The organism is Bradyrhizobium sp. SZCCHNS1022 (assembly GCF_032484835.1).
In the GTDB taxonomy this organism is placed as follows: Bacteria; Pseudomonadota; Alphaproteobacteria; order Rhizobiales; family Xanthobacteraceae; genus Bradyrhizobium.
In genome coordinates this window covers 87,660-111,256 of record NZ_JAUETT010000005.1, presented here as the reverse complement: position 1 = coordinate 111,256, position 23,597 = coordinate 87,660, and the positions used below count along the sequence as shown (strand labels likewise).

At 62.6% G+C, this 23,597-nt stretch carries 12 protein-coding genes and 2 pseudogenes; 11 read left to right on the top strand and 3 right to left on the bottom strand.

Annotation, left to right across the window (positions count from 1 at the left end):
- The first annotated feature begins 100 nt into the window (after positions 1-100).
- The 7 genes and pseudogenes from QX071_RS25925 to QX071_RS25895 all read left to right on the top strand — a co-directional run.
- On the top strand, positions 101-502 hold the full coding sequence (locus tag QX071_RS25925) for a helix-turn-helix domain-containing protein (protein WP_315705390.1): 402 nt from the start codon (positions 101-103) through the stop codon (positions 500-502).
- Complete coding sequence (locus tag QX071_RS25920; protein ID WP_315705391.1) at positions 499-888, top strand: IS3 family transposase; 390 nt, start codon at positions 499-501, stop codon at positions 886-888. The genes QX071_RS25925 and QX071_RS25920 overlap by 4 nt, the downstream gene beginning before the upstream one ends.
- Before the next feature lie 21 nt (positions 889-909).
- Positions 910-1,356 (top strand): annotated as a pseudogene (locus QX071_RS25915) (IS3 family transposase); the annotation flags it as partial.
- 223 nt (positions 1,357-1,579) lie between these two features.
- Positions 1,580-1,822 (top strand): AI-2E family transporter, encoded by a 243-nt coding sequence (locus QX071_RS25910; protein ID WP_315705392.1) that lies wholly within the window; start codon positions 1,580-1,582, stop codon positions 1,820-1,822.
- Between the two features lie 364 nt (positions 1,823-2,186).
- The gene (locus QX071_RS25905) at positions 2,187-3,086 is read left to right on the top strand and encodes an HNH endonuclease (protein WP_315705393.1); all 900 of its coding nucleotides are present in this window, start codon (positions 2,187-2,189) and stop codon (positions 3,084-3,086) included.
- A gap of 136 nt (positions 3,087-3,222) precedes the next feature.
- Positions 3,223-3,558 (top strand): hypothetical protein, encoded by a 336-nt coding sequence (locus QX071_RS25900; protein ID WP_315705480.1) that lies wholly within the window; start codon positions 3,223-3,225, stop codon positions 3,556-3,558.
- A gap of 91 nt (positions 3,559-3,649) precedes the next feature.
- A pseudogene (locus tag QX071_RS25895) lies at positions 3,650-3,826 on the top strand (GMP synthase (glutamine-hydrolyzing)); the annotation flags it as partial.
- 154 nt (positions 3,827-3,980) lie between these two features.
- Here the strand turns inward: QX071_RS25895 and QX071_RS25890 are convergent.
- The 3 genes from QX071_RS25890 to QX071_RS25880 form a co-directional block, all read right to left on the bottom strand.
- Entirely contained in the window at positions 3,981-4,391 is a 411-nt protein-coding gene (locus tag QX071_RS25890) for a hypothetical protein (RefSeq protein WP_315731167.1), read from the bottom strand.
- Positions 4,392-4,774: 383 nt separating this feature from the next.
- The gene (locus QX071_RS25885; protein WP_315705395.1) at positions 4,775-5,089 is read right to left on the bottom strand and encodes a hypothetical protein; all 315 of its coding nucleotides are present in this window, start codon (positions 5,087-5,089) and stop codon (positions 4,775-4,777) included.
- A 295-nt stretch (positions 5,090-5,384) separates the two neighbouring features.
- Positions 5,385-5,603 (bottom strand): MbtH family protein, encoded by a 219-nt coding sequence (locus tag QX071_RS25880; protein WP_315705396.1) that lies wholly within the window; start codon positions 5,601-5,603, stop codon positions 5,385-5,387.
- A gap of 2 nt (positions 5,604-5,605) precedes the next feature.
- On the opposite strand from QX071_RS25880, the gene QX071_RS25875 reads away from it, so the two are divergent.
- The 4 genes from QX071_RS25875 (at position 5,606) to QX071_RS25860 (ending at position 23,585) form a co-directional block, all read left to right on the top strand.
- The gene (locus QX071_RS25875; RefSeq protein ID WP_315752403.1) at positions 5,606-8,104 is read left to right on the top strand and encodes a penicillin acylase family protein; all 2,499 of its coding nucleotides are present in this window, start codon (positions 5,606-5,608) and stop codon (positions 8,102-8,104) included.
- A gap of 330 nt (positions 8,105-8,434) precedes the next feature.
- Positions 8,435-10,573, top strand: coding sequence for an AMP-binding protein (locus QX071_RS25870; RefSeq protein ID WP_315705398.1), 2,139 nt, complete (start codon positions 8,435-8,437; stop codon positions 10,571-10,573).
- Positions 10,566-18,917: a non-ribosomal peptide synthetase gene (locus tag QX071_RS25865; RefSeq protein WP_315705399.1), complete on the top strand. Its 8,352-nt coding sequence runs from the start codon at positions 10,566-10,568 to the stop codon at positions 18,915-18,917. Before QX071_RS25870 ends, QX071_RS25865 begins: the two co-directional genes overlap by 8 nt.
- A 48-nt stretch (positions 18,918-18,965) precedes the next feature.
- Positions 18,966-23,585 (top strand): polyketide synthase, encoded by a 4,620-nt coding sequence (locus QX071_RS25860; protein WP_315705400.1) that lies wholly within the window; start codon positions 18,966-18,968, stop codon positions 23,583-23,585.
- The last annotated feature ends 12 nt before the right edge of the window (positions 23,586-23,597 follow it).

Genomic DNA, 23,597 nt, shown 5'->3' with positions numbered 1-23,597 from the left:
GCGGCTAGCTTCAGGGAAGGGGCATTACGGTGACAGTGCTGGACTGCACCCCTTAAGTGAGACACGATAATTTCTGTGACAGGCATTTCGAGGATGACCTGTGGCAGCAAGAGGGAAGAACCGTCAGTTTCCGACGGCTTACAAACTGAAGGCGATCAAGCGCGTCGAGCGAGGCGAAGGCGTTCTGCCTGTGGCTCGCGAGCTTGGGATATCTCGCAAGATCCTGCATGACTGGATCAAGGCCTGGAAGGCGCAAGGACCCGAGGGATTGAACCGCAAGCGAGGGCCGAAGCCCGGCCCCCGGAAGCTCAAAGCTACGGCAACCTATGACGACAAGCGGTCTGCGCTGACGCGCGCAAATGCTCGCATCGCCGAACTCGAACGGCTTGTCGGCCGTCAGCAGATGGATCTCGATTTTTTTCGGCAAGCCTTGCGCGCATTGGAGCGGCCGGCAGCGCAAGGCGGACCCGCACCCGCATCATCGAAGTCATCCAAGCCATGACATCGGAGGCAACGGAGTCCCACGCCGACGTGCAACGGCTCTGCGGTCTGGCCGGCCTGCCACGCGCGACCTATTACCGGCATCTCAACAAACGCAGTCGTGAGACTGCCGACTGCGAGCTGCGCGACCAGATCCAACGCATTTGCCTGAAGCATCCGTTCTACGGCTACCGGCGCGTGACGGCCACCATCCGACGTAAAGGCATGGTCGTTAATGCTAAGAAGGTGCTCAGGCTCATGCGCGAGGACAATCTTCTCGCACAGCGCAAGGCGCCATTCCTGAAGCCGCCTGCAGAGCGACCAAGGGACATTGTCGTGGTGCCCAATCTGGTGCGCGGCCTGGTGCCGTCCGCTCCCGATCAGATCTGGGTCGCAGACATCACCTAAGTCCATCTCGCCACGACCTTCGCCTACCTCGCGGTCATCCTCGATGCCTTCTCGCGCAAGGCGGTTGGCTGGGCCTTCGAGAACACGCTCAATGCCTCGCTCGCGATTGCAGCATTGAACAAGGCCATCGAGGTCCGCAAGCCGCAACGCAGCAGCCTGATCCACCATTCCGACCGCGGCGTGCAATACGCGTCAATCGCCTATCGCCAAATATTAGCGGATCGCGACATCACGATCAGCATGAGCAGGCCGGGCAACCCCTTCGACAACGCCAAGGCTGAGAGCTTCATGAAGACGCTCAAGGCCGAGGAGGTCAACGGCAAGGCGTTCTCCGACATAAGAGACGCTCGCCGCCGGATCGATAGCTTCATTGCGGATGTCTACAACAAGGAGCGCCTGCACTCGGCGCTCGGCTATCGATCGCCTATTGAGTTCGAAGCCGCGTTCGCGCAAAACAAGGCACGATAGTCGTCGTGGCAACCCCACTGTCACAGAAATTATCGTGTCTCACTTAAGGGGTGCGGTCCAGTGCATAAAACTCCTGCACCTCGCCCGTTGTCGAAACTCCTCGCTGCCGAATTTGATAAGGGGGGATCTACCCGACAGGCAATCCCTTGTATGCCTGGCATGCGGCAACTGCCCGTCGTGCCAGTTTGTCGCGAAATCATCTCTTGCGCCGTCGGGTGGACCAGTGAGGGCGCTGTGGATCGCAGCCCTCTATATCGCGATCCAGCTCATCGAGAGCTACGTGATTACACCGCGAGTTCAGGAGAGAACGGTCTCTCTTCCACCGGCATTCACCATATCGATGCAACTGCTGTTCGTGGTCCTGTTCGGCACTTTGGGTCTTGCGTTGGCCACGCCTGTCGCGGCCGTGCTGCTTGCGTTGGGGAAACGCTTCTATGTCGCCGAGTTTCTCGCTCGCGAGCCGTGACAGGAAGGCATGAGTCGCGCGAGGCGTTGGTGCAAACGTGCCAAAGCCGAGGCACGATTTTAATGATACTCAGAAATGACTCGTTGCTGTGCAGGCAATAGCAGCCGATAGTTGCCGAACGGAAGCTCGGCATGAGCGCGCAAAATATTCCTGTGGAATCAAGACGAAAGAAAATCGCCGGTCTCGCTATCGGTGCCCTGAGGCACCATCTCGGCAAAAGTCTTGAGGATCAGTGGTTTAGTCGCGCGCGAGATGATCGAGTGGGAGTAGTGAGCTTGCTCCCTCTAGACAAGTGGCGTCAAAGCTAGATCTCTGGAAAGTTGTCACGAGAAAATAAGGCCAGAGAGGCCGTGCTGAAAATCCAATGGCATTTGGAGTGTTCGTTCACCGGTTAGACTCGATTTACGACGACAGTCCAGCCGAGCAGTATCAATTTCCCGGCCAGTATCTCAGTCGCGCGGAGCCCTGCGTCGGCGATTGGGTAATCTATTATGAACCGAGCAAGGTCGCCGAGACGCGGGGCTATTTTGCAGTCGCGAAGGTCAGCCAAATCATTCCTGATCCGAGTATTTCCGGAATGTACGTGGCGTTGATTGAGCCCGGAAGCTATCTCGATTTCGCTAATCCAGTTCCATTCAGTGGGCCGGCTGGACCGATCGAGCGAGGCCTTCTCAACGACCAGGGACGGATTTCGGGGCGTGCTCAATCGGCAGTCCGTTCAATCTCGCCGAGTGATTTCCATAATATCGTCGAACTGGGATTTGCGGAGAAGACGCCTTTGTTGCCGAGGTTTGATGGTGATCTGCCATCATCCGGTCTAGACGAGGAGCAGCTGCCCTTTAGGTTTGGGCAAGAGCGGGAGCGAATTAGCGTCACCGTTTCAAGGGTCATGCGCGATCGAATCTTCCGGCGCGTGGTCCTACGCGCCTACGATGAGCGTTGCGCTATTACAGGATTGAAGCTTATCAATGGAAGCGGACGCGCCGAAGTTGCTGCGGCACATATCCGGCCAGTGGAAGCGAACGGGCCAGATATCGTTAGTAATGGAATCGCTCTTTCGGGTACGGCACACTGGATGTTCGATCGCGGTCTAATTGGTCTGGCTGACGACTTGGAGATATTAGTCTCTCGTCAGACGAATGATCCGGAAGGAGTTCGAACCATCATCAACAAAACGGGCCGGGCGCTTGCGCCGAGGCGTCAGTCGGATCGCCCACATCCGCATTTCTTAAAGTGGCACCGGGAGCACTGTTTTAAGCAATAGGCGGGCATTACGACGGCTGTGCAATATATCGGCTAAGTCGTGGTCTCAGCCGAGCGGCGGTCGAAGGCGCGGAACGCGTCGTAGGCTCGCGCGGACATGCGATTGGCGCGAGATATCGCGGAGGACAGCTCGTGTGATCGAGGATGACGACCGGAGTGAACAGATCTCCCGGATCGAGGCGCGGATCGAGGAGCTTGCCGAAGCGGCCGAGCGGTGTCGCAAGATCATCCTGGCTTCGAAGATCGTGATAGCAGGCGGCGCCGCCTTGCTGCTCGGCGCGGTGCTGGGCCTGCTCGGGTCCAATGCGCTCGCGCTCCTCGGGGCGATTGCCGCGGTGCTGGGCGGCATCGTCTCGCTCGGATCGAACGTCGGCACATTGCGACAGACCATGGCCGCGATGGCCGCCGCCGAGAGGTTTCGCTCGGACCTGATCGGCAGGATCGATCTTCGCCTGGTTGGTGATAGGCGATGAAGCGGATTGCAGCTCGCAGCTCCGCGATATCTTCGCAGATGGAGGAGCGCCTGAACGGGCGACGGCGATGCGGCAACGTCTGCCGTCCCGCTTCGTCGTTGGCCTGCGCGCAGCGACATCGGCCGACGGCATGATCGCGAATTTCTATCCCTTCGACATGATGTTTCTGGGCGCCGCCGCCACGTGCATCGTTAACGCGGTCACGGGCGTGAACCGGGCAGTGTATGACGTGACGAGCAAGCCGCCGGGGACGATCGCGTGGGAGTAGGGTGGTTCGCCTCGGCCGTACGCTGCAAGTAGTAGGTACCGATCAGCGTGCGGCTGCAGATGGTTTGGCGATCCGCAGGCCATCTTCCAGTGTCACGCCGTTTGCAGGTTGATCCGTCAGGATCGCCACAGGGAATAACAGCCTTGCGCCCTTGTCAGATCGCAACGGCGCCAATTGTTGTGTGCGCGACGCCACAGCGGTGGCGCTCCCACATGGCGCCATAAAGACTTTCGAGAGCCGCTGTATAGGCGGCCACGTCGAAAAGCGGCGTCGTCATGCGGTTGCGTCGGAGCTTGGCTTTGCACGCATGCAGCAGGCCCGGCTGTGTCGCGAACGCCAAGGCGGCTGAAAAATACTCGTCCTCGTTTCGGGCTATCAGCTCCGGCATCCCGATCGCATGCAAGAGGCTTCCGGCCACTCGGGACGGAATTACGGTGACGCTGCACTCAACTATCGGCATGTCCGAGGACTGTGCCGGACGCGGAGCCCCCGTCGCACCAATGGTCAGCAGGCAATCATCGCCAGATAGTGTGGTCGGCAGCATCGATACGTTGCGGTACGCCATCTGGGCACGGCGAAATCGTGTGGTCCTGGCATCCCGTGCTGGTGTCCGCGCAACGCGCAAGCGTTGTCGCCAAAACGGGGGTAAGACAGCCGATCCCCGGGGAGAGCACGTATAACCCGTTCAAACCATTGCGCAGGGAAGGCCGGTTATTGGGCTGACCTGTGGTTCTGCCGCGTGCCTTTTTTGCTGCACGCGGACCGCGGGTATCAGCCGATACCCGACGAGGGCCGAACTGATCCAAAGCTCGGGCGCAACACGCCGCGAGATCGCGAATTCACGCCTACGCTATTTGACAAGTTGAGCACGGATGATTGCCGGAGTGCCGGCAAAATCGTAGGCTCGCGCGCCACGCGACCGGCGGTATGATCGCGGACCAGGGTTCTTTAGGGCGCACGACGGCGCGAAACATCCTCCACCAGCACTGCAAACCAATCGCCACATTGACGCAGGCGATAGAACAACGCCACGCTGCTGAGGTCGGCAAGGCCAACAGAAGCGGCCCACGCGGCTGTCGATCTCAACCCTCTTTCACCCAGACAATAGGCCAGCATCAGCCGCAGTAACGACACCGCATCTGGAATTTGGCGCCGCCGTACGAAAGCCTTCGTCTGGCGCGCACTTATCTCAAGCTGCGCAGCCCCGCCCAGCTGCGTAACCACTCTCGTCCAGTCCTCGTTCAGAAGCGATTCGTCTGCCATCCCCCCTTGGAATCACGTGTGATTCCAACACTCAAGAATAAACTTAACGCATATGCGGCATTCCCTGCGCCTCTTCGTTAAGAGGAGAAGTTCGCTTGAAAACACAACTCGGGCGGAGACCGTCGCGAGATAGCTTGGTCGTGCCCGCTGTTTGAATTGTAGAACGCGCGTTTGTGCGAAGTCCCGTGGCAGATCTGCAAGGGCAGGTGACCGACGATCGCTCAGGCGGAGTCGAGTCCGTCGTCGAACCGCATCAACACCCTGTCAGGGCAAGCGAGTGGATGGTGGTTGAGCCTCAATGCTTCGCGGCAGCCATCTGCTGACGCAGGCTGAGAGGGCGCATATCGGTCCAGACGCTGTTGATGTAGTCGAGGCATTGTGGCTTGGCGGCCTTTTCGCCAACGATCGACCAGCCTTTGGGAGGATCGCGATCGGCGCGCCAGATGGAGTACTGCTCCTCGGAGTTGACGACGACGTGGTACAGACGGTCTGAATGCTCGTCGTCATTGTCCATTTTTGGATGTCCTTGTTGGAAAGAGGTCGGTCGATCAACTCAATTTGAGGTTATGGTTGATTTCTAGCGTGCACAAGATCATTAGCATACCTCTGCGATGTTTTTTCGTGGCTGAGCTGACACCTCGCGCATGCCGGAAGTACCTGATGCCGGTTCGTAAGATAGGCTTCCGCAAAACGGTGCTGCGCAGGGTCCTCTTTGGCGTCGCGTTGGCTCTCTTTATATGTGTGGTTGTAATTGGAGGCGTCCTGTTTTGGTTGTACAGTGGCCTGCCGCAACCATCCGAGACATTGGTGAGGCCCGGTACGAAGGCTTCGATCCTTGTCACGCGCGATGACGCGGGATTGCCGACGATCGAGGCGCCGACCGCCGATGACGGCGCATTTGGACTTGGCTATGTTCATGCGCAGGACCGTCTGTTCCAGATGGACCTGACGAGAAGGTACGGGGCAGGACGCCTGTCCGAGTGGTTCGGTCGAGCCGGTCTGGGTAGCGATCGTTTCATGCGGACGCTCGGACTGAGCGGGTTGGTCGAAAAGCAATATCGCCAGCTATCGGCGCCAGTGCAGGCGATGCTGCGAAGCTACGCGGAGGGGGTGAACGCCTATGCCGCGTCAGGATTCCGAGCGCTCTCGCCGGATTATTACGCGCTCAACGTCGGCTTCGAACCCTGGCGTCCTGAGGATTGCCTGCTCTGGGCAAAGCTGATCGATATCGAGCTGACGGGAAATTTCAGGGACGAGCTGTTGCATGCTCAGCTGCTGCGCAAGCTTCCGCCGGCCGATCTCGATGTCCTGTTTCCCTCCTACCCGCGAACGGCGCCCGTCGTGCTCGAGCGTACGAGGGCCGAGCTTGACCACATTCCCATCGAGCAGATCTATGCAAGCCTGCCGGACGGTGTCGGTGCGTTCGAGGCGTCCAACAACTGGGTTCTGTCGGGTAAGCGAACCGCATCCGGAAAGCCGCTGCTCGCCAACGATCCCCACTTGAGATTCGGGATCCCAAGTGCCTGGTATCTGGCGCGCGTGAAGACCCCCACGGAGACCTTGACCGGCGCAAGCGCTCCCGGAACTCCGTTCATCCTGATCGGACACAATCGACACATCGCATGGGGAATCACCGCGACCCGGAGCGACGTCGCAGATCTCTTTATAGAGAAGCTCGATGCCGCCAACCGTGAGGCCTACCTGACGCCCGATGGGTCGGAGCCGTTCGAGAGCCGCCAGGAGATCATCGCGGTCAAGGGCGAAGCGCCGATCGCGATGACTGTCCGCAGCACCAGGCACGGTCCCGTGATCTCGGACTTGGCCGAGTTTGCAAAGCAGGTTCCGTCCGCAGATCACGTGCTGTCGCTGCAGGCGACCTGGCTCAGCAGCGAAGACACCTCTCCCGAAGCAGCGTGGGGCTTGAGCCGCGCGCAGAACTGGGACGAATTCCGTCAGGCTCTCCGTAAGCTGACCGCGCCGCAACAGAATTATGTCTACGCCGATACGTCGGGCAACATCGGCTTCATCGCGCCGGCGCGGATCCCGATCCGGTCCGCGGGCGACGGCTGGCTGCCGGTGCCGGGCTGGGACGGCAAGCACGATTGGAGCGCAATTGTCCCGTTCGACGATCTGCCGGCAAGCTTCAATCCGCTGACCGGCGTGATCGTGACCGCCAACAACAAGTTGCAGGAGGGCGACTATCCCTTTCTCGCGCGGGACTGGATTCCGCCCTTTCGTGCAGAGCGGATCAAGGAATTGCTTGGGCGGGACCGGCCATTCTCCGCGGACGACATGGATGATATCCAGCATGACACGGTGTCATTGGCCGCGCGGCAACTCGTGCCGTTTCTCCGTGACGTAAAATTGTCGACCCCGCTGTCGCAAGATCTCGCCGGCCTGTTGCAGCGATGGGACGCGCGGATGGCCGCCGACCGCATCGAGCCGCTGATTTTCTCGACCTGGCTCAAGGAGTTGAACAGGTCATTGCTGCAGCCTCGCCTCGGGTCCCTTTATCAGAGCTATGGAAGCTTCCATCCGGATGTCATTTATCTGATCCTGACGCAGCATCCGGACTGGTGTGACGATCCAGCGACGACCGAAACCGAAGCGTGTGACGCCAAGATTGCCAGAGCGTTCGACCTCGCTATCTCGCAGCTCGTCGAGCGCCTCGGTCAACCTTCGGACCGCTGGCGCTGGGGTGATGCCCACCATGCCATTTTTTCCCATCCGCTGTGGTCCCGCGTGCCCCTCATTGCGGGCGTGTCCAACTTCGAGCCGCCAGCCGAAGGAAGCACCGACACCGTCAGTAATGCCGCGATCTCCTTCTCCAACGATGTTGGAAGGTTGCCGAGCTATTTCGGCTCGACGATGCGAATGGTCGTTGATCTTGCCGATCTCGATGCCTCCCGCTTTATGATCGTGCCCGGCCAATCCGGGAACCTGATGTCGAGGCATTACGGCGACCTGCTGCCTTCCTGGCAGACGAGGCAGTGGCTGCGTTTCAAGAAGCCGTGACGCCATGGGCCACGTCGCGAGCCGGCCGGCTCCATTGGACTGATCTCGTCCGCTGCTGTGTCTCGCAAGCCGCGGACACCCAGAGCAGCTTGCGCGGTAGGCCCGTTTTTTCTCAGTTGCATCAAGCAATTAAGGGTTGTGTTGTTATTTTGTAGTAGAAAACGACTGCCGATCTCATCGCTTGGCGATCGATTGATCTGCAAAGCTATTAGTTGTGAAAAAATCCGATTGACTCTGTTGCAACCTTAGCGAAAATACCTCTCATAAGACGACCGTGAATGCCGCGGGATTTGCATTGTTCGTCATCCGGCGGGGGAAGTAGGTGGTGTTATGTTGCGTGGCGCCACATCTCGAACGATCAATGATCTCGTGCGTCATCGTTCGATCAGTCAACCGGACGACATTGCCTATCGCTTTCTGTCCGATGACGGCGCCGCGTACAGAGAGATCTCGTACCGCTCTCTTGAAGAGAGTTCGCGCCGGATCAGCGCATGGGTCGGATCGCGCGGGCTTTCCGGCCAACCAATTCCGCTGATCTTTGCGCCCGGCCTGGATTTCATTTTCGCGTTCTATGGCTGCCTTCGCGGCGGAGCCATTGCCGTCCCCCTCAGTCTTCCGAGCTTCTCCGGTGGAGCTGGACGCGTGAGCGCGGCGCTCGCGGACATCCGTCCGTCGGTCATTCTGGTGGGGGGCTCGGAGGCCGGGCGTGTTCGCCGAGAGCTCACGCGCGGCAAGGTAGGGCTCGCATTCGACATCGTGTCGTTTCCCGAGGCGCTCGAGAGTGAGCACCAGGGGCGCGAGCCGGACCTCGACCCGGATGTCCTCGCCTTTCTTCAGTACACGTCGGGTTCGACGGCCTCCCCGAAGGGCGTCGAGATCTCGCACCGCAACCTGCTACACAACGTTGGCCTGATAGCAGCAGCATCTCAGGTCGACGAACGAAGCGTGGGGGTGAGCTGGCTGCCGCACTTCCATGACATGGGTTTGATCGGCGGAATTTTGATGCCGCTGTATGCAGGCTTTCCTGTCACCTTGATGTCACCCGCCTCGTTCCTGCGCCGTCCGGTCCGGTGGTTGGAAGCAATTTCGAGATTTGCTGCGACCATCAGCGGTGCGCCGAACTTCGGATATGAGCATTGCCAGCGTGAGCTCGCTGGTGACGCGTTGCGATCGATCGACCTGTCGTCGTGGCGAACGGCTTATACGGGTGCGGAGCCGATCCGTGTGGAGACGGTCGAAAGCTTCTGCGCCGCCTTCGGTCGGGTCGGCTTCCGCAAAGAGGCGATGTTTCCCTGCTACGGGCTGGCTGAGGCGACGCTGATGGTCAGCGGACAGAGCTGGAGCGATCGCAGCGCGCAGCGCTTCGATCGATCCTCGCTGGAGATCGGTCGCGTGGCAGAGCCTTCTCGCGACCAAGAGGGTGTCGACTTGATCGGCGCGGGCCCGGTGCTCGATGGTCACCGGGTGGTGATCGTCGATCCCGCGTCGAGGATGATCTGTCCTGATGGTGCGGTGGGCGAGATTTGGCTGCACAGCGAGAGCGTCGGCCGGGGATATTGGAATCGTCCTGACGAGAGCCTGACGGTGTTTCGCGCGCGTCCGCTCGGCATGGATAAGGAGTTCCTGCGCACGGGTGACCTCGGATTTGTGTGGCATGAGCAATTGTTCGTCACCGGCCGGCACAAGGATCTCCTGATCATTCGCGGTGCAAACTTTCATCCTTATGACATCGAACATGTACTCGAATCGGCGGTCCCGTGGCTTCGTGCCGGCTTTGGAGCGGTGTTCTCGGTCGAGGAGGAGCGAGAGGAAAGGCTGGTTGTCGCGTACGAACTGGACGATGCGGGACGCAGGCCGTCGGAGGCTGATTTCGAGGCTGTCGTAGGTATCCTGTCCCGAGAGTTCGGGCTGCAGCCGCACGCCATCGTCCTGGTCAGGCGCAACAGGATTCCGAGAACCACAAGCGGGAAGATCCGGCGTCAGCAATGCCGCGCAGAATTCCTGGCCGGGCAGCTCGCGATGGTCGCGGAGTGGCGATTTCGGACCAGTCCGGTACGGAGCGAGGCTGATAGCTTGGAGATCCGCCTGACCGACGCTGCCGATGTGGAGCAGGCCGTTCGGCATGTCTTCAAGGCACATCTTGCCGAGCTGCTCGGAATGCCGGCGGATCATATCGATGAGGATCGATCAATCTACGACCTCGGCATCGATTCGCTGATGGCCTCGCGCCTCCAGAACAGGATCGAGGACAGCCTCGGCATCAGGCTCGAGCTGGCCAGAGTGTTGGAGGCCGGAACTGTCGGCTGCATGGTGCAGCAGGTGGCGGCTCAGGTGGAGAGCGGCGCGCGGCGCCGGTCTGCAGCCATCATCGACGAGATGTTCGAGCGGGTCGCCAGCCTTTCGGACGACGAAGTGTCCCGCCTGCTGGCCTTGGACGAGCATCAGGAAGCTGGGGAACGTCGTGAATAAGCAGCATGACTTTGGTGCTCTGTCCGACGACAGACGGCGGCTTCTCGATCGGTTGTTGAAACAGGAAGGCATCGGTCGAACGAGCCAGCCAGTCGTCCGGCATCGCGTCGGCGAACGTCTGCCGTTGTCCTCTGCGCAGAAGCCGCTCTTGTTCGGCGGGCAGCTGTTCGGAGACGATGCGGTCTACAACATCTGTGCTGCAGCAGAGCTCAGCGGGACGCTGGACGCAACGGTGTTGCGGCAATGTTTTGAGGAGATCGTGCGTCGGCACGAGACGTTGCGAACGCGATTCGAGGCTCTGGACGGGGAAGGCGCGCAAGTGGTCGATGCGCCCAGACCGTTTTACATCGACATGGCTGATCTGTCCGGCCTCGGGGCGGATATGCGGGAGGCGGCAAGTCGCCGCCTGATGGAGGAAGAGGCGCGCCGTCCCTTCGTTCTGACGCAGGCCCCGCTGCTGCGGGCCAAGGTCATCCGGCTCGGCGACCGCGAGCATCTGCTGATCGTCACGATGCACCACATCGTGTCCGACGGCTTGTCGATGGGACTTCTGATCAGCGAGCTGGCGACGCTATATGACGCGTTCATCCAGCGGCAGCCATCGCCATTGCCGGAGCCGGTGATCCAGTTCGCCGACTTCGTGCAGTGGCAGCGGACCGCGCTGGATGAGGAGACGCTGAAGAAGCATGTCGACTATTGGAAGATGTGGCTGCGGGATGCGCCTGCGGCCCTCGAGCTTCCGATCGATCGGCCGAGGCCGAAAACGACGAGCTCCGCTGGCGCAGCGCTGAATTTTACGCTGTCGCCCGACTTGGCGGAGAAGTTGCGCGCCTTCGTGCGGCGCGAGCAGGTGACTTTATATATGGTGCTGCTGGCTGCGTTTCAGCTCCTGCTGAAGCGCTACAGCGGGCAGCTGGACATCATGATCGGCACACCGATCGCGGGGCGGCCGCGCCGGGAGTTCGAAGGACTGATCGGGCTGTTCGTCAACACGGTGGTGATGCGGACAGACCTGTCGGGCGACCCGACGGTTCGTGAGCTGCTGAAGCGGGTCAAGGATGTTGCCCTCGGTGCCTATGAGCACCAGGGGTTGCCGTTCGCAACGCTCGTGGAAGAGCTGATGCCGTCCCGCGACCCGGGCCGGCATCCGCTCGTTCAAGTCTTTTTTGCGCTTCAGCCGCCGGCTTTGCCGGTCAAGGCCTTCGGGGGACTGACGCTGACGCGCTACGAGGAGGTCAAGACCGCCGCAAAGTTCGATCTCTCGCTGTACATGACGCCGGAGGATCATGCGCTCGAAGGGCAGATCGAGTATGCGAGCGATCTTTTCGATCGCACCACGATCGAGCGGCTGGCCGGACATTACCAGGCACTGCTCGAGGCGATGGTCGTCTCGCCCGAGAGGCGGTTATCCGAGCTGGCCATGCTGCCCGCGACCGAGCGGCATCGGCTGGTGGAGGAATGGAACGCGACGACGGTCGCAGTGCCGCGTGATGTGTGCATTCACGACCTTGTTGCGCGGCAGGCGGAGCTGACGCCCAACGCGGTCGCGATTATCCATGAGGACCAGCGTCTGAGTTATCGCGACCTGGATGGCCGCGCCAACCGGCTGGCGCATCACCTCCGGGAGATCGGCGTCGGGCCGGAGGTCGTGGTCGGACTATGCGTCGAGCGGGGTCCGGACATGGTGGTCGGACTGCTCGGCATTCTAAAGGCGGGTGGGGCCTATCTGCCGCTGGATCCGAGCTATCCGCGGGAACGGCTGGCCTTCATGATGTCCGATGTCGGGGCGTCCGTACTGGTGACGCAGGCGGACCTCGTCGGCGCATGGCCCGATCATGACGGTGACGTCGTGCTGATCGATGCCGATTGGAAGAATATCGAGTCGAGGCCGGCCACGGCTCCCGTCGGCCATGGTCCATCTCCCGACAATCTGGCCTATGTCATCTATACGTCGGGATCCACCGGGACGCCGAAAGGCGTGCTGGTGACACATGCAGCGGTGATCAATTTCCTCCACGAGATGGCGAAGGCGCCGGGGATCGATTCGAGCGATGTGCTGGCTGCGGTCACGCCGATCTCGTTCGACATCGCGGCCCTCGAGATCTATCTGCCGCTGACGACAGGCGCGCGCGTGGTGATCGTTCCACGGCGCGTCGCCGTCGATGGCTTCGAACTGACGCGCGTTCTCGACGAGTCCGGGGCGACCATCGTCCAGGCGACGCCGTCCACCTGGCGTCTGCTGGCCGAGGCGAAATTTCGTCCGGCTCAGCCGCTGAAATGCCTGTGTGGCGGCGAGGCGATGCCGGTCGATCTTCCCGCGCAGCTCGCGCAGATGGCCTCGTCGGTCTGGAACATGTATGGCCCGACCGAGACGACGATCTGGTCTACGGTCTGCAGGCTGGATCCGGCGCGGGACGTCGTCATCGGTCATCCGATCGCAAACACGGCCCTCTATGTGCTGGACGAGGATTACAATGTCGTCCCGATCGGTGTCGTTGGAGAGCTCTATATCGGCGGCGCCGGACTCGCCCGCGGCTATTGGCATAGGCCCGACCTGACGGCCGAGCGATTCGTGCCGGATCCGTTCGGCGACGGCACGCGGCTGTACAGCACGGGCGATCTGGTGCGTTATCGCGCCGATGGTCATCTCGAGTATCTCGGGCGGATCGATCATCAGATCAAGATCCGCGGCTACAGGGTCGAGCTCGGTGAGATCGAGGCCGCGCTCGCGGACCATGAGGACGTGGCGCAGGCGGTTGTGGTGGCGGGCGGTGAGGACGCAGGCCGGCATCTCATCGCCTATGTCGTTCCTCATCAGCGGCCCGCGACGGCCGAGCCGACCCTGCCGTTCGGGCTGTTCTACTTCGCCGAGGGCGGCGGCAACGACAATCCATCGGACATCTATCGTCTCTATATCGACAGTGCGCGGCGCGCCGATCAGCTCGGGCTGGCAGCAATCTGGACGCCGGAGCGGCACTTCACCGACGTGGCCGCCGCCTATCCGAACCCATCGCTCCTTGCGGCTGCGATTGCCACGTCGACCACGCGCGTGAAGCTGAGGGCAGGCAGCGTCGTGCTGCCGCTGCACGAACCGCTCAGGGTGGCCGAGGAATGGGCGGTCGTGGACAATCTGTCCGGCGGCAGGGCAGGGGTGGCCTTTGCGCCAGGATGGCTGGCCGACGATTTCGTCTTCGCGCCCGGACGCTATGCCGATCGGGCCGCGCAGACGTTGACGATGATCGACGAGGTGTGCCGGCTCTGGCGGGGCGAGGCCGTCGAGCGCTGCAACGGTGCAGGACAGACGGTTGTCGTGCGGACGCTTCCGCGTCCCATCCAGCGCGAGCTGCCGGCATGGCTGACGACATCAGGCTCGATGCGGAGCTTCGAATCCGCTGCGGAAAACGGCCTCAACGTCCTGACCGGACTGTTGAACCAGTCGATCGAAGAGCTGGCGGACAATATCGCGCGTTATCGCAGCACGCTGCGGTCGAAAGGTTTCGATCCGGCCAGGTTCGTTGTCACCGTGATGCTCCATACGCTGGTGGCCGACACTGATGAGACTGCTCTTGCGCTCGCGCAAGAGCCTATGCGCAGGTATCTGGCCTCGCACGCGGAGCTGAGGAGGCGGCTACTCGGAACCAGCAATCTGGCTGCGGAAGCCAGCGATGTGAGCACCGAGCTGATGCTCGATGAGCTGTTGAAGCGCTATGTCGGGCAGATTTCGCTGCTCGGCTCGCCAAGCAGCTGCGCCGATCTCGCCGAGCGTCTGCATGCGATCGGGGTCGACGAGATCGCCTGTCTCATCGACTTCGGCGTGTCCGAGGATGACATCCTCGGAAATCTCCACCACATCAAGCGGCTGCAGGATGTCTGCGATCTTCGCTTGAAGCGTGGCGAGCTGCAGGATCGGCTCGCGCTTCGCCTGCTGCCGCACATGATGCCGCGGGAGATCGTGGTCCTGGACCGGCTGCCGCTCACGGCAAATGGCAAGGTCGACAGGCGAAGGCTGTCGAGCCATGTCGCTGCCGTCACTGAGAGCTCCGCCGCGCCGGTGGTCGCGCGCACCGCGACTGAACGAACGCTGGCGAAGATCTGGGCTCATGTGCTGCACCGGAGCGCGCCCGGCATCCGCGACAACTTCTTTCAGCTCGGCGGCCATTCGCTGCAGGCCCTTCGCCTCGTCGAACGGATTCGATCGGAGATGGGAGTAGACCTGTCGCTCCGCCAGCTGTTCGAAGCGCCCACCATCGAAAGGCTGGCGCAGCATATCGACCAACTGGCGGGACAGGCGGCCGTCGCAGATCCGACGACGCTCCTGGTTCCGGATGAGGACGCCCGGTTTCGACCTTTCCAGCTGACGGATATCCAGCAGGCCTATTGGGCCGGCCGCGGCAGCGCATTCCCGCTCGGCAATATCGGCGCTCACAGCTACTACGAGTTCGATGCTGCCGAGCTCGACCTTCGGCGGTTCGAGCAGGCAGTCAGATCGGTCATCGAACGACATGACATGCTGCGCGCGGTCATCCTCTCCTCAGGAGAGCAGCAGGTTATGCCGGAGGTCCCGCCCTTTCAGGTGCGGATCGACGATCTGCGTAACCTGTCGCCCGATGAGGCGGCGGGGCGCATGTCCGCCTTGCGTGGGCGAATGTCCCACCAGGTGTTCGACGTCTCTCAATGGCCGCTGTTCGAAATCCGGGCAGCCGTGTTGCCGGGAGGCAGGACCCGTGTCTTCGTCAGCTTCGACATCCTGATCGGAGATGCGTGGAGCTTCTCGATCTTCAATCGAGACCTCAAGGAGTTCTACCAGGATCCGGCGAGGCAAATTGTGCGGCCGGCCTGCGCTTTCCGCGACTATGTCCTGGCGCGCCAAGGCGCCGGAGCTGCTGCCGTGGAGCGCGCGCGACATTATTGGGAACAGCGGCTGGCGGATTTTCCGCCGGCTCCGGCGCTGCCACTCACGCAGGACATCCGGCGCATCGATCGGCCGGAGTTCAAACGGATGTCCAGGACGGTGACGGCGAGCGCATGGCAGGAGCTGCAGCGCCAAGCCAAGCAGTCGGGCGTGACGCCGGCGGTCGTCCTGCTGACCAGATTCGCCGATGTGCTGGCGCAGTTCAGCGGCCTGTCGCGGTTCGCCCTCAATCTGATCCTGTTCGATCGCAAGCCGCTGCATCCAGCTATCGCTGACGTGATCGGCGACTTCACGTCGATGACGCTGCTGGACGTCGATCTCGCGTCCGCCACGTCGTTCGCGTCGCGGGCGCGGCGTGTGCAGGACCGGCTCTGGCAAGATCTCGATCATAGCGCCATCAGCGGCGTTCAGGTTCTGCGTTTGTTGTCGCAGCAGGCCGGGAAACCCGTCCTGATGCCGATCGTGTTCACGAGCCTGCTGGGCGCCGGCGAGCCGGACGGCGAGGTGAAGGAGTTGCTCGGCGCGTCGGAAGTGAGCTTCAATCTGACGCAGACCCCCCAAGTCATTCTCGACTGCCAGGTCTCGGAAAGCAGGGATGGGCTGCACGTCGCCTGGGATGCGGTGTTCGCGCTATTGCCGGATGGCCTCCTGGAGGCGATGTTCGAGAGCTATCTGAGATCGCTGAACAACCTCGCCGCAGATGCTCGCCGTTGGCAGGATGCCTGTCGTCCGGAGCTGCCCGGCGAGCAGGCGGCGGTCCGGCTGCGGGTCAACGCCACCTCGAGGGCGGTTCTGCCGCGCGCCTTGCATCACGAGTTTCTCGCGCGCGCCAAGTCGACGCCGCAGGCGCCGGCGCTGTTGGCGGATGATTGCGAGATGAGCTACGCCGAGCTCGAGCGCCAGTCTCGCCTTTTAGCCAGCCGGCTCGTGGCGATGGGAGCGGGCCCGAACCGGCTCGTCGCCGTCGTGATGGACAAGGGGTGGGAGCAGGTCGTCGCGGTCCTCGCCGTGCTGCGGGCGGGAGGCGCCTACCTTCCGATTGACGCGCGGCTCCCGGATGCGCGCCTCCAATTCATGCTCAGCAACGGGGAGGTCAGGATCGCCCTCACGCAGCCGTGGCTGGCCGAGGCGACCGGCTGGCCGGCGGGCGTAACGTGCGTCGTCGTGATGAAGGAAAGTGACGACGTTGTCGCGTTGAACCAACGGCTGCCGGAGATCGATCCATCCGACATCGCCTATGTGATCTACACCTCCGGTTCGACGGGCCATCCGAAGGGAGTGGTCATCGCCCATGAGGCAGTCGTCAACACCGTCCTCGACGTCAATGAACGGTGCCGGCTTGGCGCCAGCGACCGGGTGTATGCGCTCTCCTCGCTGAGCTTCGATCTCTCAGTCTACGACATTTTCGGGCCGCTGTCGGCGGGCGCTGCGATCGTCGTTCCGGGCCGGGCAGAAACCGCGGATCAGGGGAAATGGACATCGGCGGTCAGGCGCTGGAACGTGACTGTCTGGAATTCGGTTCCGGCGCTGTTCGATCTTCTGGTTGAAGAGGCGATCGAGGCGCAGGTGCCGCTTCCGAGCCTGCGGATCGCGATGCTGAGCGGCGACTGGATTCCGCTTGGCCTGCCCGCCAAGGCACGGCGTGTTGCGCAAGGGCTCGGTGTGCTGGCGATGGGCGGTGCGACCGAGGCGGCGATCTGGTCGAACTACAAATGGGTGGACGCGATCGAGTCGGATTGGAGCAGCATTCCCTACGGCTATCCGCTGACCAACCAGTTCTACGAGATCCTCAATGACGATCTCGCGCCGTGTCCCGACTGGGTCGAAGGCGACCTCTATATCGGCGGCCTCGGGCTTGCGCGGGAATATTGGCGGGACGCCGAGCGAACCGCTCGGAGCTTCTTCGTTCATCCTCAAACCGGACGGCGCTTGTACCGCACGGGCGATCGCGCCCGCTACCGGCCGGATGGCGAGATCGAATTCCTCGGCCGGCGCGATCAGCAGGTGAAGGTGCAGGGGTATCGGATCGAGCTGTCCGAGATCGAGCAGGCGCTGCTCGAACGTCCCGGGGTGCGGGCCGCTGTGGTCGTGATGGTCGGGGAGCGGTTCGGCGCAAAGCGCCTCGTCGCTTATGTTGTTTCACCGCCGGAATTCGACGTTGAGGCACTGCGGGATCAGCTGGCGGATCGCATTCCCGACTACATGATCCCCAGCGTTTTCGTCCGCATGGACAGGCTCCCGCTTTCGTCGAACGGAAAGGTCGACCGCATGGCGCTTCCTCAAGTCCTTCCATCACCGTCCGCCGGCAAGGGGACCGAGGCTCCGAGCGACGAGATTGAACGCTTCATCTCCGGTGTATGGGCCGAAGTGCTCGTCATCGAGAGCCCCGGCCTTCATGATAATTTCTTCGAGATTGGCGGCCAGTCGATCTCGCTGATGCGGATCCGAAGAATTCTCCAGACCAAGTTCGAGCGCGATGTTCCGGCCGCGATCTTCTTCGAGCGGCCGACGATCGCGACGCTCGCACAGTTCTTCCGCAACGCCGACGCCGGCGGCAATCTCGACCGGAGCCAGTTCCGCGGTGAAAACCGCAGGAGACGACTCGCGCGGCGGGGATCTGACCAGTTGCCGACCCAGTCGGTCGCCGACGAGCATGAGGACAGCTGGCAGGTCCTGACGCGGATCTATCAGACGCTCCACTCCTGGCGGGCTCACGTCGAACGCGACCCGATTGTCCCGTCGCTGCAGTCGGAGGTCGCGCGCGGGGAGTTCAAGAGCCGGCGGCCGGGAATTCGTTCGGGGGGCGTCCTGTCCTCGGTCGCGCTGTCCGGCGGAGGTCCGGATGATGCGGTGCTGCGGCGCCGCAGCAGCGCGCGCGACTTCGAGGATGCGCCGGTCGATGCCGCCGCGCTCGCGGACCTCTTGTGTCATCTTCGCAGCAGGGGCACGGCGGACAAGGTCAAATATCGGTACGCCTCCGCGGGCGGGCTGTATCCCGTACAGCTCTATGTCGCCGTTCACCGGTTGACCGAGGCCAGAGGCGTCGAGGGGATCGCAAACGGAAGCTACTACTACAACCCCGATCGCCATGCCCTGGAGCTGATCAGTCCGGATGAACCGTCGGCATCAGAGTTGCACCTTCCGATTAATCGCCCGGTGTTCAAGCGAGCGTCGTTTTCGCTGTTCCTGATCTGCGACCAGGATGCGATCGCTCCGGTTTATGGCGGTGAGAGCCTCCGGTTTGCGTTCCTTGAAGCAGGGATGATGTGCCAGCTGCTCGACGATGCCGCGCCTGACTGCGGCATCGGCCTAGCTCATCTGGGAGGAGTCGATTTCGCCCCCTATCGACCGCAGTTCCAGCTCGGCCCGCAGCACGTCCTTCTCCATGCCTATCTTGGAGGAGCGCACAAGAAGGTGTTTGTCGAGGCTTAGATATTTGGGTCGATTGACGGGATCGGCCGGGGAAAATGGGAGAAGAGGATGGTGGACGCCCACGAACACAGCATCGCCGTGATCGGCATGGCTGGAAGATTTCCCGGCGCGCCCGATCTCACGACCTATTGGTCGAACCTGACGCAGGGGATCGAGTCGATCAGGCAGGTGTCGGAGAAGGATCTCAAGGAAGCCGGCCTGAGTGCGGACAGGGTCGCCGATCCCAACTACGTCAGGGCATTCCCCGCGATCGAGGGAGCAACGCTGTTCGATGCCCGCTACTTCAACATCAGTGCGAAGGAGGTCGAATATATCGATCCCCAGCACCGGATCTTCCTCGAATGCGCCGTGCATGCCCTGGAGGATGCCGGGTGCGATCCGAAGCGCTACGACGGCAATATCGGCGTGTTCGGCGGCGTCAATCCGAACGCCTATCAGTTTCTCGCGCTTCGCAACCGGCTGCTGTCGGGAGCCCATGGATCCGTCGAGGACATCTTCGAGTCGCTCGAGACCGATCTGATGTTCTTCCTCGGGGGCGACAAGGACTATTTGTCGACCCGCGTCTCATACAAGCTCGATTTGCGGGGACCGAGTCTGAGTGTGCAGACCGCATGCTCCACCTCGCTCGTCGCCGTCCATCTGGCCTGTCAGAGCCTGCTCTCGGGAGAGTGCGAGGCGGCGCTCGCAGGCGGCGTTTCGGCCACGCCGGGCAGCTTCATGAAGCTCGGCTATATGGTGTCTCCTGGCATGACGTCGGCGGACGGGCATTGCCGGCCGTTTGACCATCGTGCCAACGGCACCGTGTTTGGCGACGGCGTCGGCATCGTCGTGTTGAAGCGGCTGGATCGTGCACTGGCCGATGGCGACAATATCAGGGCCATCATCCGTGGATCGGCCATCAACAATGATGGCTCGTCGAAGGTGGGATTTGCGGCGCCGAGTCTGGAAGGTCAGGCGTCGGTCGTCGTGGAGGCGCATGCGGTCGCGGGCGTGCCCGCGTCGGCGATCAGCTATGTCGAGGCTCATGGCACCGGGACGTCGCTCGGAGACCCGATCGAAGTCGCTTCGCTCACCCGTGCGTTCCGCAATTCGAGCGCGAACACCGGCTTCTGCGGTCTCGGCTCGGTCAAGTCCAACCTGGGACATCTCAACACGGCAGCCGGCGTTGCCGGGCTCATCAAGGTCATCCTGGCGCTCGAGAACGAATGCTTGCCCCCGAGCATCAACTACGAGGCGCCGAACCCGCAGATCGATTTCGAGCAGACGCCGTTTTTCGTGGTCAACTCGCTGCGAGACTGGCCGCGCTCCGAGAAGCCGCGGCTGGCCGGGGTCAACGCCTTCGGGATCGGCGGCACCAATGCGCATCTCGTCGTCGAGGAGGCGCCGCTCCGGCGGCCGATCTCGTCCCGCAAGACCTGGCACGTGCTGCCCATATCGGCAAAGAGCGAGCAGGCGCTGACGCGTCTTGCGGATCGCCTGCAGGACCACATGTCGGCAGAGCCGGAGGTCGAGATTGCCGACGTCGCGCACACGCTCGCCACGGGACGTCCGCTGCACAGGATCCGAAGGGCCATCGTGTGCCAGGACCGCGTCTCGGCCGTCGACGCCTTGCGTTCGTCATCGGCACGCGCGGTGGCCTCCAGCGACAACTGCCCGGCGTACTTCATGTTTCCGGGGCAGGGCACGCAGCGGCTGGACATGGGGCGGGCGCTCTATCTTGAGGAGCCGGCCTACCGCTCGGCGTTCGACGACTGCGCCAACGGTCTGAAGCGGCACATCGAGACGGATCTGCGCGAAATCGTATTTCTGCGCAATGGGGCCAGTGATGACGCCGTTGCAAGGTTGACGTCGACCGAGTTCGCACAGCCGGCCATTTTCTCGGTCAGCTATGCGATGGCGGCGCTGTGGCGCTCGCGCGGGGTCGAGCCGGCCGGCATGATCGGGCACAGCGTCGGGGAGTTTGCCGCGGCCTGCATCGCCGGGGTGTTGACGCTTGAGGATGCGCTGAAGGCCGTCGCGCTGCGCGGGCGCCTGATGCAGCAGCAGCCCGCTGGAAAGATGCTCGTCGTGCCGATGGCGTTCGACGAGGTCCTGCCGCTGTTGGGAGACGATGTTTCGGTCGCCGCGATCAATGCGCCGGGGGCCGTTGTCGTGTCGGGGCCTGCAGCTGCGATCGCCGAGCTCGAGGCCAAGCTGCGTGAGCGGGCCGTCATGTGCTCGGCGCTCCACACCTCGCATGCGTTCCATTCGGCCATGATGAGCGGAGCGGTGAAGCCGCTCGTCGAGGTCATGAGCGGGATCACGCTCCGTGCGCCGAGGATTCCCTACGTGTCCAATGTCAGCGGAACGTGGATCACGGCGGAGCAGGCGACCAATCCCGCATATTGGGGAGAGCAACTGCGAGCGCCCGTGCGGTTTTCTGAAGGCGTGCGGACGATCCTGGACAACAAACCGGGCGCGCTGATCGAGGTCGGACCCGGCCGTGCGCTCTGGAGCCTGGCGCGCCAGAACCTGCGCGAGTCCGACGGTGCCGCGATCCTGAGCTCGATGCCGAGTCCGGATGATCTCGCCGGAGAGGTGAGATCTCTCAACCAGGCGCTCGGCGAGGCCTGGATGTCGGGATGCGCGATCCACTGGGACGCGCAATATCGCGATGAACGACGGGTCAAGGTGTCGTTGCCGAACTACCCATTCGAAGGTGAGGAGATCCTGCACAGGATCACTCTGGGGTCTGACCGGCCAGCGCGTGCGGACGTCCGGCGGCCGGCCGAACCGCGATCCCAGGCGCCTGATTTCATCCTGGCCCCGTATTGGCGATCCACGAGCGCGGCAGGGCGTTCGGCAGCCGACGTTCAGCTCGACGGCCAGAACTGGCTGGTGCTGGCCGGCGCCAACGGGCTGAGCGGCGCGGTGGTCGACCATCTGAACCGGCGCGGAGCAAACGTCGTGGTCGTCAGGCGCGGCCGCGACTTCGGTGTTTCTGGCAACGAGGTATCCCTGTCGGGCGTCACCCCGGACCAATTCGCGAAGCTGTTCGGCGAACTCGAAGGGCGGTCGTTCGCGCCAGAACGTGTTGTCTATCTCTGGTCCCTCGATGCGCCGCGTATCGACCTCGACAATATCGACCCGGTCCTCGACACGGATTTCTTCGGCTTGATGTATCTGGTTCAGTGGATCGACCGGACCCAGTCGGGACGACGGACGCGTATCGCGATCGCCGCAACGCGAAGCGTCGACGTGGTCGGTGGTGAGATCGTCGATCCCACTGCGGCGATCCTGCGTGGGCCTTGGCTGGTTGCTCCGATCGAGCACAAATACATCTCCTGTCTCTACTTCGACCTTCCGGAGAGCTGCAGGTTGCCGGGAGACCAGGACGAGGATCTCGTTGGCAGGTTGGTCGGAGATGTCGCGGCCGACGACACGCCGACGCTGCTTGCCTACCGACAGGATCGGACGTGGACCACCGCGTTCGAAAAGATCGCGCTGAAGGCGCCGGACCAGGTCAAGCCCATCATTCGCCCAGGCGGCGCATATCTGATCACGGGAGGGCTGGGCGACCTCGGCCTCGCGGTGGCGTCTGCGCTCGCGGAGATGGGGGCCGGCAGCCTCGTCCTGACCGGCCGCACGAGATTGCCGCCGCGCGCGGAGTGGGACAACTGTCTGGCAAGTCCTGACGGCGACTCGCGGGTGGAGCAGATCCTGGCCCGCATCCGTCAGATCGAGGCGAAGGGGGCAGTCGTCATCGTCGGGACGGCGGATGTCGCCGATCGCAATGCCATGCGCGCCGTCGTTGACGACGCGCGCAGGGCGTGCGGCCAGATCAATGGCGTGTTCCACGCGGCCGGCCTGCCTGGCCGCGACATCATCGTCTCGCGAACGAGGGAGGACGCGCTCACCGTGCTGTTGCCCAAGATCGCAGGGACGCTGATCCTTGACGAGCTGCTCCGCGACGAGCCGCTGGATTTCGTCGTGCTGTTCTCGTCGCTCAGTGCCGTGGCCGGCGGAGTCGGCATGGTCGACTATGTGGCCGGCAATGCGTTCCTGGACGCATTCGCCGTCAGCCGCCGTGCCGCGAAGCGCCCGCCGAAGATCGTGTCGATCGACTGGGACATCTGGAGCGAGATCGGGATCGCGGCCCGCCTGGCGCAGGACTTCAAGGGCTCGGGCAGTCTTCGTTTGCGCGACGGCCTCGCGACCGACGAGGCGATCGACGCCTTGATGCGGATCCTGCAAAGCGGCCTGTCCCAGGTCGTTGTGTCGAAAAATCTCAGCAGGAAGCTCGGTCATTTGTCGGCTGAGGGAGCAATGAGCGGGCCCGCGGAAGAGCCGGCCCGCGATGCCCCTGATGGCGGTCGGAAGGAGACAGGGCAGCGCCGCGTGCGGCCGGACATCAGCGCCAGATTCATGGAGCCGAGCAACGAGATCGAGCAAGTGATCGCTGAATTCTGGGCGACCGCCTTGAACCTCGACCGCGTCGGCACCGAGGACGATTTCTTCGAACTCGGCGGCGACTCGCTGCTGGCGATGCAGATGATCCCGAAGCTCATCAGCCGATTCCAGATCGAGCTGATGCCCCGAGACCTGTTCGAGGGCGGTACGGTCGCAGGCATCGCACGGGTCATCGAGAACAAGCTGATCGACGAGATCGACGCCCTCGAGGACGCATAGTCGGCGCCGGCT